Genomic DNA, 15,893 nt, shown 5'->3' on the forward strand with positions numbered 1-15,893 from the left:
TTTCTACTCTGTAGCTAAAACCCTTAACGCAACACCTGCCGCAGCGGTTCTATTCTCTACCCCTAATTTAGGGAAGATCTGCTCAAGATGTTTATTCACCGTTCTAGGACTCATCTCAAGAATCTCAGCAATCTCACGGTTCGTTTTGCCATTAGCAATCCAATGCAGCACTTCCGATTCCCGTTCCGTAATGGATAGCTTACTTTTTAAAAGTGTTGAACCTGTAGGCCGATTTCCATCAATCAGCCTAACCAATATTTGATCGTTATTTTGATAAGCGACAAGTTTAAGCTCTAAAGGATAACTAAGGTTTTTCACCTTTAATGTTTGATTTTGAGCAAGTTCAGGCTGCTCAAGCCAGCGCTGTATTTGTGGGGTCAGCTCTTTAGCTTGTCGCAGTGAGTCGATTCCCGCCTTGGCTAGTAAAGCGTGAGCTTGTGGCGTACCCCATAACATTAGACCTTGCAGATCCACAGTAACTAAGTGCTGCCCACTACTATCAAGGGCTGATTCGACACTGACCGCCTGACGCGCATTAGCCAAATGGACACGCATACGAGCCAATAACTCACTTGGATTAATAGGTTTTGTAAGGTAATCAACCCCTCCCGCCTCTAGCCCTCGAACAACATCACAGGTATCTGTTAAACCTGTCATAAAAATCACGGGGATTGAAGCTAGTGAAGGGTCAGCTTTAAGCGCTAAGCAGGTTTCAAAACCATCCATATTAGGCATAATCGCATCTAATAAGATAATATCAGGCCGTATCCTTTTTGCGATCGTCAGCGCTTGGCGTCCCTCTAGAGCAACCAACACATCCATACCCGCGTGCTCTAGAGCATCATTAATAAGGCTCAGTGCGTCAGGTGAATCATCAACCACCAGCACGATCTCTTTCCCTAGAGCGGTATTCATAGCGTATATGCCTCGATGTGTTGTGCGAGTTTTTCAAATTGAAATGCTTGAGATAAACCTTGTAGGTGCCCAAATGCTTCAGCGTTCAAAATGCCCTCTTCATCAATCTGCTGTAATATATTATTAACACCTTTTTGATAACCCATTTCAGCATAGGCTTTAAGCTCTAACAACAGACTATGTTTAGGAAGGTTTTTAACCGGCGGCCTTTCCGCTAAACCGGTCGGATTCTTCAAGTTATCAGTTGAAGCTCCTCCATTAGCTTCTAAATCAACTTGCAAGCTACTTGGAACAACAATTTCTAGAGATTCAGTACGGTACACCCAATCCAAATCAAGGTGCTGAGCAAGCTTATCAAGCAGGAGATGATTACCAACAGGTTTGACCAGATAGTCATCATAAACCGCTTGGTAGTCTGCTTGTTGATTATATTCTTGTGCATCGGCAGAGAGCATTATTATCGGCTGTTTATACCCTTCCCCTCTTAACTGACTGGCAAGCTCTAAACCACTCATTCCAGGCATTGAGATATCAAGCAAGAATAGATCAGGCCTCATCTGCTTAACCAACTGCAAACAGCTGTAAGCATCATGGGCTTCAACAGTATTAAACCCTAAGGGAACCAGTAAATCTGATAATAAACCTCGCAGCACAGGATCATCATCCACTAAACAGATCGTTCTTTGAAAACCTTCATAGCCTATGGCTTTGCGCAATTTAGGCTCATCCTCATGCGCACTATCAACCCAAGGTAATAATAAGCTAACCCTAAATTCGGACCCTTTATTAAGCTTACTATCAACCTGAAGATCTCCCCCCATAATCTCCGCTAGAAGTTTTACAATTGTAAGCCCTAATCCTGTACCCGGAAGGCTTGCCGTATCTCTATTGCGAACCCTTTCAAAAGGATCAAAAATACGTTGTAGATGGTCTTCATCTATTCCAGGGCCCGTATCACGGATACAGAATTCCGCTACTTGGTTGCGGTAGTTTATTTCAAAATCGATATTACCTTGAGGCGTGTATTTAATCGCATTTGAGAGAAGGTTAATTAAGATCTGTCGTAACCGCTTTTCATCGGTAATAACAACATCAGGTAAAGGATTATTGATTCGACAGGTAAATTTTAGATGCTTTTGTTCCGCTTGTACGCCAAACATTTGTGCCAATTGATCAATAAGTTCAGGTAGTTTCACTTGATTACGGTATAGATCTAATCGGCCTGCTTCTATCTTTGATATATCAAGTAAACCTTCAATTAAATCAGTCAAATACTGCCCACTACGATGAATAATCTTTAAGCCTCGTTTATGTTCATCTGCAATGCTTTCTTTCTCTCCCAGTAACTGTGCGTAACCTAAAATTGATTGCAAAGGAGTACGAAGTTCATGACTGATACCTGTTAGATAACGACTTTTGGCAGCATTTGCTCGCTCAGCATGTTCTTTAGCCTGCTGTAGCTCTTTATCCGTCTGCTCATGGGCATCGATCTCACGGGTTAGCTTTAAGCTTTGACGATTAGATTCTTTTTGCGCTGTGACTCTACTCTCATGGGCTAATAGAAAAACCCATGTAGCAACGCCTGAAGCGATAAACAAGGTAATAAATAAAGAGATAAAGGTTTTTTCAAGCAGCATAATTTCTGCTGCGTTGGCAGGCTTCATCTGAATATAGATCAGCAACAGCAACCCGCCCAAAACGAGGTTCACACTAAATACCCAAGTGATAAACCGCCCTAATCTAGAGTAGATTGAGCGTACTGCCATACGGGGAAGATAACGGTATAAATTTTTTAATACACTTTGTGAAAAACCTGTTTTTGGCTTACAGCCATCTAAACAACGCACATCCAATGAGCAACATAATGAGCAGATCGGCTGCTCATAAGCGGGGCAATAAGCCATATCCTCCAATTCAAATTTGTTCTCACAAATACCGCAGGTCAATGTTGTTAATGCTGCCGGATGTATACGCTTTTCTTTGCTCAAGAAATGGCTCAGATTGCTTGATTCTCTAGCGATGTAATAACGTCCCTTGGTCAGCCATGCGATCAACGGCACACAGATAAAGCAGGAGAGCAAAGTAACAAAATGACATAAAGGCTTAGCCAGCTCCCCTAGCAAGCCCAAGTAGGCAAGCATACCCAATATGGTTGAAATCAGCATAGAGCCGATGCCTACAGGGTTAATGTCATATAGGTGGGCACGTTTAAACTCAATATTTTCAGGGCTTAAACCTAAAGGTTTATTAATTAACAGATCCGCTGATAGTGACCCCAACCAGCCCAGCGCAAGGATAGCAAAGGTACCTAAAATCGCTTCTAAGGCTTGATATATACCCAGCTCCATCAATAATAAAGCTATAGATACATTAAAAACCAACCACACCACTCGACCTGGGTGACTATGGGTTAAACGGGAAAAGAAGTTTGACCAGGCTATAGACCCTGCATATGCATTAGTCACATTAATCTTCATCTGACACAGAATCACCATGACCGCCGCGAGAATCAACGAGATAACAGGTGACTCCGTTAATGTTAGAAACACTTGCTGATAGAGATAGGTAGGATCTGTAGCTTGCTCAAATGGCATTAGCTGAGTAAAGGCTAAATAAGCTAAAAACGAGCCTAATAACATTTTGATAAACCCAACCCAGACCCAACCGGGGCCAGAGAGCACTAACCAAAACCACCATTGTTTTCGATTTTCTTGGGTTTTAGGTGGCATAAAACGTAAGTAATCGGCTTGTTCACCTATTTGCGCAACTAAGGCAATAAAAATAGATACAGCAGACCCAAACAACACTAAGTTAAAACTATCCCCTTGCGGCGCTTGCGGCGCTACAAATTCAGTCCAGCCCTTTAAACTATCGTATTCGTAGATCAACACTACTGCCAAGGCTGAGCATTGTAAGAGCAGCCATATATATTGAGTGCCTACCTGAAATTTACTGATTGCAGTAATACCGTGGGTCACAATAGGGATAACAGCAACCGCACAGATAACATAGCCAATAAATAACGGAATCCCGAGCAAAACATTTAAAGCAGAGGCGAGAATAGCGGCTTCAATGGCAAAGAAAATAAAGGTAAAGGAGGCATAGATAAGCGAGGTAATAGTAGACCCCAAATAACCAAAGCCAGCACCACGGGTAAGTAGATCTATATCTAGACCATGTTTCGCGCAGTAATAAGCTATAGGAAATCCGGTAATAAACAGAACTAAACAAACAGCCAACATGGCCGTGATGGTATTAGTAAAGCCATAACTGAGAGTAACCGCCGCCGCTAAACCTTCGAGAGCCAAAAACGAAGCAGCGCCAAGGGCAGTCATCCCTACCTTGGAAATGCTCATATGACGACCACCCACCGCAGTAAAACGCAGTGCATAGTCCTCTAATGTTTGGTTTGCTACCCATTTATTGTAATGTCGCCGCTCTTTCAAAATACGCTGCGAAGCACTCATACTCACCCACCACTAGAAAATGCCCACAGAAAAGCGCACCACTAAAGAGCAATTGCGCACAAAAACAATGCATTCAATAAATAACATCATCAAGATCAAGCAAACCTAAGTTGCTTGCATAGTTACTTATATAGCTGCTTGTATATACGCCAGACCCTTTATATAGCGAGAACGCGATCAAATTGAGCACGAAATTCTATAATTTGCATTTAATTAGTGCAGTCTTCATGCCAGTTATAGATCAACCAGCAGTAAACAATTACACGCTAAAGCCTTTGTAATTGCAGCCCTGCTTTCTGTTTATAGACTTGCCAAGTGCTTTCGATCACCGATACTTCGTTAATAATCCATTGGCTAAACACTTTCACTTTATGCCGCTGAAAATAAGATTCAGGTGCAACTAAGTAATAACTAAAAACAGAATGCCAATAAAAATTAACAGGGCACACCAACTGCCCTCTCTGAATTAATTCAAATGCTAAACTGTAACGAATTGGAGCAACGCCTTGACCATTAAGGGCTGCATTCATAAGTAAGCTTGAATCTTTTACTTGTAAAGCGACTTTACTGGTTCCGCCAAACATAGCTTTAAAAGCATTATTTAAAGTCTCTAATTCCTGTGAGCTATCCAAAAGAATTGGCATCTCATCAATCGTCCTCTCTCCCCTATTAAGCTGTTCTAATAACATGGGATGGCAAAGTGGCAAGATATAATCATTAGCGATCATTCGCTCCTCTAATCCCACAAACCCTCCAGAACCAAACCGAATAGCAAGGTCTTGAGAGTCATCACTAAAATCATGTAAATCTAGAGAGGTGGAAACAAAACAGCTCAAGTCGGGATGCTGTGTCTGAAAGGCGCCTAATTTAGGAATTAACCACTGAGCAGCAAACGAGGGAATGGACGTGATTTTCAATTGATGGGGAAAAGAGTCCTGCTCCAAGGTTTTACTACCCTCCTCAATTAAAGCAAAAGCTTGCTGAATATAAGGTAATAGCCTATGAGCAGATGGGGTTGCCCTAACTTCTCGATTAAGGCGTAAAAATAATGGCTCACCAAAAAAATCTTCTAACAGCTTTATCTGCTGACTAATGGCCGCTTGCGTTACATTGAGCTTTTCTGCCGCTAATTTGAAGCTGCCACTCTCTGCAGCGAACTGAAATACTCTGAGTGCTTTTAAAGGTGGCAACCTAGTCATAGTTAATTTTTTCTTAAGTGAATTTAAAAATATATCGTTTGTCAGTATAGCAACCAAACCCTCAAAATAGACGAAAATCCAACAACAAAACCTATTTTCAGGGGGATACCATGATACTTTTATCTAGATCATACTTAAAAAGCCAATTAGAATCGCAATTTCAGATAAGTTTTAATTTAAATTCTGTTCTACAGAATATAAAACAGCGATTAGAACTGTGGCAGCATAATTATCAATCCAGAAAGCAGTTAGCCAGACTAGATGCTGATCAACTAAGAGATATAGGGCTCACTCTTAAGCAAGCAAAACTAGAATCTGAAAAAGTATTCTGGAGATAACGAGAGCCGCAAATTAGAAATAATATAAGCCAATGCAAAATATAGTCTATTTATCCTGTATAAATAGAGTAAATATCAGCGGTTATTAAGGATACTAATGAGCGGACATTTGTACTATCTCATGGGCGCATCAGGATCGGGAAAAGATTCTCTTCTCCAAGGTTGTCGCCAACGATTGGAACATAGCCATAATGTATTTATTGCACACCGCTATATTACACGCGCCGTTAGTGCCGGTGGCGAAAACCATGTTCACTTAACTGAATCAGAATTTGAGTTACGCAAAAATAATGAAATGTTCTGCATGCACTGGGCCTCCCATGGACATCTATATGGCATAGGGAAGGAGGTAGAGATATGGGTCGCCCAAGGACATCGTGTGATCATCAACGGCTCTAGAGGCCATTTAGCCGAAGCTAAGGAGCACTTCAAATCTATTACACCGATCATGGTCACTGTAGAAACGGAGCAATTAAAAAAACGGCTTATTCAGCGAGGGCGAGAATCACTGACTGAAATAGATCAGCGTCTAAAACAGCATGCATCACTTCTCCACCTACTACAGGATGATTCAATGCGATATATTGACAATAACAACTCCCTTGAAGCAGGTATAGATGCATTAATGAAGATCATTACTACGGAATCTAATCTCTCTTTAGCCGAAACTTAACGTCCTATAGGAGCAGGTATTATAACTGGGCGGAGTGCTCTACTGATCACCCTCTACCTATCCCTACTTATATAACCTAAAATCCATTCACTAGAGCAGAACTACGTATAAATACGGGTTCTAGTTGTTCCCTAAAATGCGAAAATGCTCAATTAAATCTCTATTTACTTAATGACTACCCGCTTATGACTTTCGAATTATTAGTACTTTTTATTGCAGGCTTTTTAGGTGGGATTTTAAATTCCGTGGCCGGTGGAGGAAGCTTTATCACCTTCCCAGCTTTACTATTTGCTGGTGTCCCCCCCATTATCGCTAATGCCACAAATACCTTTGCATCCAGCGCAGGCTATATCAGCGGAACCTTTGCTTTCCGTAAAGAAATTATGGCGCATAAAACAGAGCTACTAAAAATAACTATTCTGAGTTTAATAGGCGGAATTGCTGGGGCCTGGCTATTACTACAAACCCCTGAAGCCGTTTTTATGGAAGCTGTTCCTTGGCTCTTACTATTCGCAACACTTCTCTTTATCTTTGGCGGACAACTAAACAGCTCACTAAAAAAGCTGGCGACTATACATCGACATGCATCATCTATGGGAACTCTGTTGCTGGCACTTTTACTGCTGGGCGTTGCTATTTATGGAGGCTTTTTCAATGCGGGCCTAGGTATCATTACATTAAGCTATCTAGCCCTTGCAGGTTATAGTGATATTAACGTGATGAATGGACTGAAACTCTTAGTCTCTTCTTTAGTATCACTCATTGCTATCATACTGTTTATGATTGATGGGGCAATTGATTGGTATTCAGGAACTATAGTACTTTTAGGCTCCCTTGCCGGTGGGTATGTTGCCGCAATCTTATCCAAAAAGCTTCCGCAGCAAGCCGTACGACTATTTGTTATTTTTGCTAGCATTGCTATTACCGCTTACTTTTTTTATGACACTTATGGTAGTGCATTTGCTGGCCTAAATTAGTAGTAACCATTTTTCAGGCTATATAAAGCAAGATGTAAACCTCCGTTTTTGGCGAATGGTTTACATCTACCTAGCTATTTTTATATAGCTTTTAACATAGATTTTAAATCTACAATCAAGGTTGCAAGCTCTTCTGATGATTTCATCATCTGTTTAGATATATCACTATTTTCAGTCGCAACTTCACGAATATTACAAATATTCCTACTAACCTCTTCTGCAACGGCACTTTGCTCTTCTGACGCTGCAGCAACTTGAGTGGACCTATCCGTAATATTGACCATTGCACCGTTCACATCATCAAATGAACGGCCTGCATTTTCTGCTCTTTCAATATTCGAGTGTGCATATTGATTACAACGGGTCATAACGTCTACTGTCGATGATACTTGTTGTTGAATAGAATCAATCGTTGCTCTAATCTCACCTGTAGACTCTTGCGTGCGCTGAGCAAGCACTCTGACCTCATCTGCCACAACAGAAAAACCGCGCCCCTGATCTCCCGCACGTGCGGCTTCAATTGCAGCATTTAAGGCTAATAAATTAGTCTGCTCTGCGATACTGTTGATAATATTTACAACCTGCTCAACCTCTGCTGCTTTTTCTTTAAGCACTTCAGATGAATGGCTAGCATTTTCAACTTCCCCGACTAGGTCTTTAATACCATCAATCATATCTGCAACAATAACCTTCCCGGTATTGGCTAATTGAGCAGTTGATTGGGTTGCTTCAGAGGTTTGCGCAGTATTCTCAGCAATTTCATGCGCAGTCGCAGACATTTCTGTAGCAGCACTCGCTAACATATCACTTTCAAGGTTTTGCTGCGTAATACCCTGTGATGTCTTTACAATAGAATGTTGAGTTTCTGTCATAAAATGACTCAACATATCGATACTATCTTCTACTCGTCCAATCACTGCTCGAAGTCGCGATTGCATCATAAAGTTCGCCAGTTCAGCAGAACCCACTTCGTTCATACCACTGGTCATTGCATACTGTGCTAAAGAATTATCATAAACCTCTTGGCTATATTGCCTAATTCGATTAAGAGGCTTTATGAGGTAGTAGTTTGAAAGCAACATCAGCAGACAACAGCCAGTAACAACTAAGCCCTTCACGGCTTCGCCTAATGGGCTAAAAGTAACAGCAACAATCGCTACACAAAAAAGTATTGAGAACGATGTCACCGTTTTTACGAGGCTTTTAGGTTTAATAGACACTGACTTACGCGATAACTTAGCATAAGTTGATTCTGCACGAGCAATCTGCTCATCTGTAGGTTTTGTGCGAACTGATTGGTAACCTACCTTTACCCCTTCTCTGTCAAAAAGAGGCGTAACATAAGCTTGAACCCAATAGTAATCGCCATTTTTGCAGCGATTTTTAACTAAACCTACCCAAGGTTTATTACTGCTAGCATGAGACCATAAATCGTTAAACGCAGCCGAAGGCATATCAGGGTGGCGCACAATATTGTGTGGCTGACCGATTAATTCATCAAGGCTGTATCCCGCTATTTTACAGAATTCAGGATTGGCATAAGTGATCTCACCTTTAAGGTTAGTTGTAGAAATCAACCTTACATCGCTTGCGTATTTCTGTTCATTGTTTGTGCAATGCATCCCAAACTCCTGTATAGACCAAACATTCGGTCTTTCCTTAATTAATAACAATCACTCAAATTACTGCAACGCACATAAAGCTAGATATCACACACTACCATTAAGTATGGTACAGCCTATTAAAAACTAAGCACAAGTAACAAACAAGTGATAGATGAACATAATATTATCTTTATATTTCAACGGATTAAAAAACACACAAAGACAGCCCAAAAAACACCTTTCGATCGTACAAGCTACATATATAACAAAAAATAGAATGATGCATCGCAACAGCAATAATAAATTGATACAAATCAATTTCCACTTAGCGATGCACTAGAGATCAAGCCTAAATAAAAAGCCACATTAAGCTAGGGAGCTTTTCCCTTTGACTAGCGGACAAAATAATAGCGATAAGAAAGGTAAAAGAGAGGTAGTTATAGAGAGATATAAAGGTTTTTCTACTTGATCACTTAACCAGAAAATCTGGCGTTTCTGGTTAAGTGATAATCCGGTCATTTAACTAGGGACTAAAGGCGCTAAACCCTCAGCTTTACTAGATTTATCCGCTGAACTGTAATTTTTTATTACACACCAGAGCTTCTCACCCTCCCAGTTCGAACGCTCTTTATTATAACAACACCGATTGAGCTCATTAATTAAATCGCGGCCTTCGGTAGAGAGCTTTAACTGCAAGCTATTCAAATTAGTACAGCCTGGGAACCTTACCCGTCCCCACGCTAACAATGCATCACGTGCAGATTGAGGGTTGTTCGTTTTACAGGCCTGATGCAACTTATTTAAACTAGAACTTAAACTAAGCGCCTGATGATCTTTATTAGTTTTAACTTCGCCCCCTTGCTTTTTAGAACGTTTATACCAAAAAGCCGTTATAAAACTCCCTAAAGCAGCCCCAAAAATCACTAGAGCAGCGATAAATAACCACGACGTTTTCGCCTGAACCGGTTCCATTGGTATTGATGGAGTATCCCCCTTCAACAAGGGCTGTGCTTTTGTTGTCTGAGCGGAGTTCAGTACAACATCATCATGAGATAATGCTGCATTAGGCTGCAGGCTCGCGCTTTGATCCAGATTTTCTGTTGCTTTACCTGTGTCAGAAGGCGCAACACTAATAATCTGTTTTTCTAAAACAGCCACCTCTTCTTGATTCGTCTTTGTATTCCACCAAGCGACCCTTATTTCAGGTAAAACAACGTCCCCTTGCTGGCTAGGAATGATGGTGATCTCTTGTGTCATATTCACACTGAGCTCATTATCTTTCTGCTCTTGTTCATAAATAGGCTTAGCCGCATATTGCTTAATACCTGAAACCTTTGGTAGAACAATCTCAGTCAGCTGATCTTGTCCAACGCCTTTAGCTACAAGCTTAATCGTCCGAGTAACCGGCTCACCAACCTTCCATCCTTCACTACTGACTTCACTCTCAAGGCTTAATCCACTTGCCGCTAACCAATTCTTGCCACTAAAGTTTTCAGGTATAGGTGCCACATCTACCTTATAACTATCGGCAGAGATAAAAATACGCCGCATAGCCCGTGGATCATTCATAGAACGAAAAGGAGTATTCCCCCCATTTAGGCGACGAACTTCTGCACTAAGTTTTGCGCTATCAATCTCTAATGTCCCACTCTGTTGTGGTGTGATCAGCCAAGACTGCTCAATGACTAATAACTCACGGCCATTCAACGTTTCCCTATATTGACGCTGTTCACCTAATGTCTGAATAAGCGCCTTACCTTGTTTTATGGTCGGTTCTTGGAAGGATGCGTTATAAATGCGTTGCCCTAAAACAAGATTCATCTGATAAATAATCGGTTGCTGAACCATCGGTGATTTGTCAGATAAGGTTGATAAAAGCTCAACCCCACCGTCAGCAGCGGATAACTGTTTTACCGGCTTAACCTCAATACTATGTGCTTGGCTTTTCTCCCCCTCTAAGGTCAGTGGAGGAATCGTTAATTTCCCTGCACGCTTAGGTGCTAAGGTAATAATCAACTTAGTGCTACTTTCCAAACTCCCGTTAATAAATGTGGTACTCGATTGATGACTACGACCAATAATTTCAAAATCTTTTTCTAAAGGAGACAGGTCCACTTGGCTAGAATTATTTTGAGTAAGGTTAAGCATTAATAAAAAGGTTTGGCCCTGTTCCACTACATTTCTATCTACCTGACTATCTATAGCTGCATATACCTGAAAACTGACCAGTAGCGTAAATACTATGGATACTAATTTAAACAATCTCACCACTGTTTCTCCTCTACTGCTTGCCCATTAGGCTGCTGACGATATTGATAGATAAACTTCCGTCGCCATAACCCCGCGGGATCATCCTCTACTCTATTTAATAGTTGCTGCCTTGCTTGCTGCTCCTCATCAAGAGGCTGGCGGTCTTGCTGGGAACCTTGTGCGCTCATATTTTCTGCCGGATCATTATTTTGATCTTCAGCCTTATTCAATGCAGAGGCTTTTTGCGCCTCATTTTTTAATTGTTGATCGATCTTGTTTTTTACTGCTTGCTGTAACTGTTCGTTTGCTGCAGTTTGCTCGTCATTATTCTGTCCATCCCCGGAAGATCCCTGATCACCCGACATATTGTTTTTTGCATGTTGCTTAGATGCTTTAGATTGATCGTCAAAGCCGCCATTCTGCGCATTCCCGTTTTGAGATGAACCCTCTTGCGGTCCACCCCCTTGGCTACTTTCATTTTTAGACGTCTGACCCTCAGAGTCTTGAGAGTTTGCCCCTTGAGCATCTGTACTTTCGGCATGATCCTCTTGTGAGGCACCCTCTTTTTGATCACTTTTTGACTGATCATTATCATTTTTATTAGCTTGTTCCTGCTGCTGAAGCAGTTGCTCTACAACCTCTTTATTATGCAAAGCATCATCAAAATCAGGCTTCATCTTAAGCGCTTTTTCATACGCACTAAGTGCGGTATCTAACGCGCCTAAACGAGTCAATATATTCCCTTGGTTATACCAATCAGCAGCGGTTTCAGGCTCACCTAAAGCATCTAATGCTTGTTCATATTGCTGGCTTTCATAATGAGCTAACTGCTTCCAGTGGGGGTTTTTAAACTTTGCTGCAGCACTTTGCTTATCACCTGAACGATAAAGTTCCAAAGCTTGCTGATCTTGTGTTTGCCACAGGTCTTTCCACAACGACCCTTCGTTATTGACAGGGGCACTAACCTCCACTCCTTCAACAATAGGATCTGCTTGGAGCTGACCGCTATGTCCCATAGCCATAAACAGCATACTAGGCAGCAACAAAGGCATTAACAGCGCAAGAATTCCTTTACGAAAAACCATTAAAACTAAAGGCAAAGCTAAAAGCACAAACCATGGCCCTTCGCTCACCCACCTATCTATTTTTTCGTTAGATTCTGTTGGACGCTGATCCCCCCGCTGGAATTGAGCAATCAGATTATTAATATCTCGGTCATCGGCGGTTATCATTTGCGCTTCACCGCCCCCTAAGCTGGCAGATTCCTGCATAAGATCGGCTTGGGTTTTAGCGATAACAATCTGCCCATTTTGATCTTTTAATACGCCTCGCTCTGTTTTTACGGGCGCACCTTGCTCAGTTCCAACGGCTAATATAGAAATCTGTCGCCCCTGACTTCTCAGCCGTGTTGCTGTAGCTGCAATCTGGACAGGTAAGACCTCATCACTAATCAATAAAATATTGCCTTGGCTGATACCCGCTTGGCTTAGAAGTTGATCAGCAAGGGCAATCGCTTTATCCGCACGACTGCCTTGAGCAGGCATAATTTCGGGGGTCATCGCCGGTAATTGCGCCAATATAGTATCGCTATCATCCGTTAGAGGGGTCACACTAAAAGCATCAGCTGCATAAACTAACAACGCAACCTCCGCATCAGGCATTCGCCTAAGTAGATCTTCGATTTTAAAACGCGCACGTTGCAAACGGCTTGGTTTAATATCTTCAGCATTCATCGATGCTGAAAGATCCAATGCAATCACTAACGCATCGCCTTGCTTAAATACCGGCTGCGGCTGTTTTTTCCATACGGGCTGGGCCGCAGCAACAATCAAAATTAAGGCTGCAATCAATAAACTAATCGGTAGCCATGGCGAGCGCTCCTCCCCTTTCTGTTCAAGAAAAGGGAGAAGTTCGGGATCACAAACGGCTTGCCAATGGGTCTGATTAATACGTTTATTTACCGTGAAATAAGCAAGAACCAATACGACGGGTATCAACAATAGCCAGTAGGGCTGTAAAAAATGAAAATCAGCTAGCATAGTTTAAGAACCTCCATCGTTACCCTCTCCCTACTCGATTGGATAACAACATCAACCATAAAAGCCCCAATAAAAGGCCCGCAATTAGGGGCCAATGATAAAGCGGATCTATCGGACGGAAGAATTCATTATCTTGCGCTATAGGCTCAAGCTCATCTAACAACTCATAGATCTCTGCCAGCTGATCAATATCACGCGCTCGGAAGTATTTACCTCCGGTCTTCTCAGCAATAGACGTAAGTGTTGTTTCATCAATATTACTGGTCGGGGAGGAGGCCTGTATGTATGAGTTAAAGCTTGAGAGTGAATTTAAAAGACCTAAGCGGGTATCTGCGCCAACCCCGATAGTATAGATTTTCAATCCCTCTTTTGCCGCTAACTCTGCCGCTTCCGTAGGCGCTAATACACCAGCATTATTGGTACCATCAGTTAGTAAGATCAGAACCCGCTGTTTGCTATCAGATTGCTGGAAACGCTTGACCGCAAGACCTATTGCATCACCAATAGCCGTAGACTTTCCGGCTAAACCTATCTGTGCTTCATCGAGTAAGGTTTTTACCGTTTCACGATCATGAGTTAATGGCGCTTGCACATAAGCCTGCTCACCAAACAAAATTAATCCAACGCGATCCCCCTGTCGTCGTTCAATGAAGTCCCCCGCAACAATTCGGGTAGCAACAAGGCGATTAATCAACTGTCCGTTGAGCTCAAAATCCGTTTCAAACATACTTTCAGACAGATCAACAGCCAGTACTAAATCTCTACCCTCTAATTGCTGTGGGATAGGTTCACCTAACCACTGTGGTTTTGTCGCAGCCGCGACCAACAGTAACCATACAACAAAAGCGAGAATAAACCCGCTGTAGCCCTTACGACCCACAATATTACTCTGTCCAACTACGGCCTTTTCCATTTGTTCAATAAAAGGAACATTAAGCGCATTTTTACTAACCCCTGTTGCAGGAGGCATGAAAGCTCTGACTAAAAAAGGCAGTGGTGCAAGTAACCATAACCAAGGCCAAGCAAACTCAAGCATACTTAGCTCCCTTGACCTGTTTGATCCACTGCCGACAAAACTGAATTAACCGGGTGTGATCAATCCTATCTGAACGTTGTCGCTGATAAGGGCCTTTGGCCAATAGTTCACGTGCGACCTCAACAGAAACACCGCCCGTATCTTGCAGAAATTGACACCAATTATCGCCAGACAAACTAGCCACCTGCTCCCGTGGATATAGGGAAAGCGCTAATCTTTTTAACAAACTATTACTCTGCATAATCAATTGATTAGTGTCTTGATGCTGTGAATAAGCCTGTTCGATACTCTTCAATTCTCGTAGAGCATAACGTCTTGGGTCACTCAACTTTTTACGCAGGTAGCGAGCTAAATACACTAACGAAATGAGCACGATTATTAACACAACCCACCAGCCATAAGCTAATGGCCACCAACCTATCGCCTCCGGCATCTGCATATCGCGCAAAGGAATTTGGCTATAATCCATGTTGCCCTCCGCTCATTGTAAACAGTGGATGATGGTTACTTTGCCAATGAGCAAACTCGACCCCTCTCAAATTATGTAGCTGTTCTAACAAATCTATACGTTGTTGAAATTGAGAGTAATACTGAGCTTGCTGTTGAGTATTAGCATCCACTACGACCTCACGCCCCTCACCGATAAAGCGATAATCTCTGCCTGATGGCAACTGGGCTTCTAACGGATCAGATATAAGTACCATTTTTAGTTCACAGCGCTGGGCTATACGCATAAGATGCTGCTGAAGGGTAGAATCAACATCATGAAAGTCGCTGAACATATAAATAATAGTGCCACTACTTAGTAGTGATTCCACTTCCATTAATTGCTCTGCAAAAGAAGCATTGTTAGTGGTTTCTGTTGCGCCATGAGTAAAGGCTGTAGATAAGGCAGAGATCATCTGCATCACTTGCTGGCGATTGTTGGTAGGCTTAAACAAACCACTCGCGCCATCATTAAGAATACGCCCCCCCACTCGGTCACCATTCGCAATAGTAGTCCAAACCACCATTGCCGCAGCGTAAGCCGCTAACACAGACTTGTAATGACCTCGCGTTGCAAAATGCATAGGCTGGCGAAGGTCTGTTAAGACAAAGACAGGACGTTCCCGCTCTTCCCGATAAAGCTTGGTATGAGCTTTTCCCGTACGTGCCATTAAGCGCCAATCAAGATGCCGAATATCATCACCGGGTTGGTATTCGCGCACATCATCAAACTCCATACCCCGACCACGAATATGACTCAGATGATGGCCCTCGCGAATGGCCATTCGCTCGTGCTGACGACCTCTAGCAGGTGGCCAGTGGCGTAAACTTACCAACTCATCTAGCGTTAGTAAGTTACGGGCAGCAGGAATGGGCCTTGGACTGTCTCCCTGAAACATATGAACTACC

General features: G+C 42.3%; 12 protein-coding genes. 3 read left to right on the plus strand and 9 right to left on the minus strand.

Features of this window, described 5'->3' with window-relative positions:
• Positions 1-3: 3 nt before the first annotated feature.
• From Q4492_RS12680 to Q4492_RS12690, 3 genes are all read right to left on the minus strand, one after another.
• Positions 4-915 carry a response regulator transcription factor gene (locus Q4492_RS12680; protein ID WP_303418490.1) on the minus strand — a complete coding sequence of 304 codons (912 nt, stop codon included), beginning with the start codon at positions 913-915 and terminating at the stop codon, positions 4-6.
• The gene (locus tag Q4492_RS12685) at positions 912-4,382 is read right to left on the minus strand and encodes an ATP-binding protein (RefSeq protein WP_303418493.1); all 3,471 of its coding nucleotides are present in this window, start codon (positions 4,380-4,382) and stop codon (positions 912-914) included. The genes Q4492_RS12680 and Q4492_RS12685 overlap by 4 nt, the downstream gene beginning before the upstream one ends.
• Before the next feature lie 266 nt (positions 4,383-4,648).
• On the minus strand, positions 4,649-5,581 hold the full coding sequence (locus Q4492_RS12690; RefSeq protein ID WP_303418496.1) for a LysR substrate-binding domain-containing protein: 933 nt from the start codon (positions 5,579-5,581) through the stop codon (positions 4,649-4,651).
• Between the two features lie 110 nt (positions 5,582-5,691).
• Between Q4492_RS12690 and Q4492_RS15660 the strand changes: the two genes are divergently transcribed.
• From Q4492_RS15660 to Q4492_RS12700, 3 genes are all read left to right on the plus strand, one after another.
• Positions 5,692-5,919, plus strand: a complete 228-nt coding sequence (locus tag Q4492_RS15660) for a DUF1127 domain-containing protein (protein ID WP_368389442.1) — start codon at positions 5,692-5,694, stop codon at positions 5,917-5,919.
• A 97-nt stretch (positions 5,920-6,016) separates the two neighbouring features.
• Positions 6,017-6,592: a phosphonate metabolism protein/1,5-bisphosphokinase (PRPP-forming) PhnN gene (phnN, locus tag Q4492_RS12695; protein ID WP_303418499.1), complete on the plus strand. Its 576-nt coding sequence runs from the start codon at positions 6,017-6,019 to the stop codon at positions 6,590-6,592.
• Positions 6,593-6,777: 185 nt separating this feature from the next.
• Complete coding sequence (locus Q4492_RS12700; RefSeq protein ID WP_303418501.1) at positions 6,778-7,569, plus strand: sulfite exporter TauE/SafE family protein; 792 nt, start codon at positions 6,778-6,780, stop codon at positions 7,567-7,569.
• Between the two features lie 80 nt (positions 7,570-7,649).
• Here the strand turns inward: Q4492_RS12700 and Q4492_RS12705 are convergent, their stop codons facing one another.
• The 6 genes from Q4492_RS12705 to Q4492_RS12730 form a co-directional block, all read right to left on the minus strand.
• Positions 7,650-9,191 carry a PAS domain-containing methyl-accepting chemotaxis protein gene (locus Q4492_RS12705; RefSeq protein ID WP_303418504.1) on the minus strand — a complete coding sequence of 514 codons (1,542 nt, stop codon included), beginning with the start codon at positions 9,189-9,191 and terminating at the stop codon, positions 7,650-7,652.
• A 501-nt stretch (positions 9,192-9,692) separates the two neighbouring features.
• Positions 9,693-11,441: a BatD family protein gene (locus tag Q4492_RS12710; RefSeq protein ID WP_303418507.1), complete on the minus strand. Its 1,749-nt coding sequence runs from the start codon at positions 11,439-11,441 to the stop codon at positions 9,693-9,695.
• Positions 11,438-13,462, minus strand: a complete 2,025-nt coding sequence (locus tag Q4492_RS12715; protein ID WP_303418509.1) for a VWA domain-containing protein — start codon at positions 13,460-13,462, stop codon at positions 11,438-11,440. The genes Q4492_RS12710 and Q4492_RS12715 overlap by 4 nt, the downstream gene beginning before the upstream one ends.
• Positions 13,463-13,481: 19 nt before the next feature.
• On the minus strand, positions 13,482-14,498 hold the full coding sequence (locus tag Q4492_RS12720; RefSeq protein WP_303418512.1) for a VWA domain-containing protein: 1,017 nt from the start codon (positions 14,496-14,498) through the stop codon (positions 13,482-13,484).
• A complete protein-coding gene (locus Q4492_RS12725; RefSeq protein ID WP_303418515.1) occupies positions 14,491-14,967 on the minus strand; it encodes a DUF4381 domain-containing protein in 477 nt (158 codons plus the stop codon). Before Q4492_RS12725 ends, Q4492_RS12720 begins: the two co-directional genes overlap by 8 nt.
• Positions 14,957-15,883, minus strand: a complete 927-nt coding sequence (locus Q4492_RS12730) for a DUF58 domain-containing protein (RefSeq protein ID WP_303418517.1) — start codon at positions 15,881-15,883, stop codon at positions 14,957-14,959. Before Q4492_RS12730 ends, Q4492_RS12725 begins: the two co-directional genes overlap by 11 nt.
• Between the last annotated feature and the right edge of the window lie 10 nt (positions 15,884-15,893).

This window comes from Neptuniibacter sp. 1_MG-2023 (assembly GCF_030547185.1).
Classification (GTDB): domain Bacteria; phylum Pseudomonadota; class Gammaproteobacteria; order Pseudomonadales; family Balneatricaceae; genus Neptuniibacter.

Bases quoted from the DNA above. Each gene is read 5' to 3' on its own strand.
- Q4492_RS12680 (WP_303418490.1), bottom strand. From the start codon at position 915: ATGAATACCGCTCTAGGGAAAGAGATCGTGCTGGTGGTTGATGATTCA.
- Q4492_RS12730 (WP_303418517.1), bottom strand. From the start codon at position 15,883: ATGTTTCAGGGAGACAGTCCAAGGCCCATTCCTGCTGCCCGTAACTTA.
- Q4492_RS12685 (WP_303418493.1), bottom strand. From the start codon at position 4,382: ATGAGTGCTTCGCAGCGTATTTTGAAAGAGCGGCGACATTACAATAAA.
- Q4492_RS12720 (WP_303418512.1), bottom strand. From the start codon at position 14,498: ATGCTTGAGTTTGCTTGGCCTTGGTTATGGTTACTTGCACCACTGCCT.
- Q4492_RS15660 (WP_368389442.1), top strand. From the start codon at position 5,692: ATGATACTTTTATCTAGATCATACTTAAAAAGCCAATTAGAATCGCAA.
- Q4492_RS12700 (WP_303418501.1), top strand. From the start codon at position 6,778: ATGACTTTCGAATTATTAGTACTTTTTATTGCAGGCTTTTTAGGTGGG.
- Q4492_RS12725 (WP_303418515.1), bottom strand. From the start codon at position 14,967: ATGGATTATAGCCAAATTCCTTTGCGCGATATGCAGATGCCGGAGGCG.
- Q4492_RS12715 (WP_303418509.1), bottom strand. From the start codon at position 13,462: ATGCTAGCTGATTTTCATTTTTTACAGCCCTACTGGCTATTGTTGATA.
- phnN (WP_303418499.1), top strand. From the start codon at position 6,017: ATGAGCGGACATTTGTACTATCTCATGGGCGCATCAGGATCGGGAAAA.
- Q4492_RS12690 (WP_303418496.1), bottom strand. From the start codon at position 5,581: ATGACTAGGTTGCCACCTTTAAAAGCACTCAGAGTATTTCAGTTCGCT.
- Q4492_RS12705 (WP_303418504.1), bottom strand. From the start codon at position 9,191: ATGCATTGCACAAACAATGAACAGAAATACGCAAGCGATGTAAGGTTG.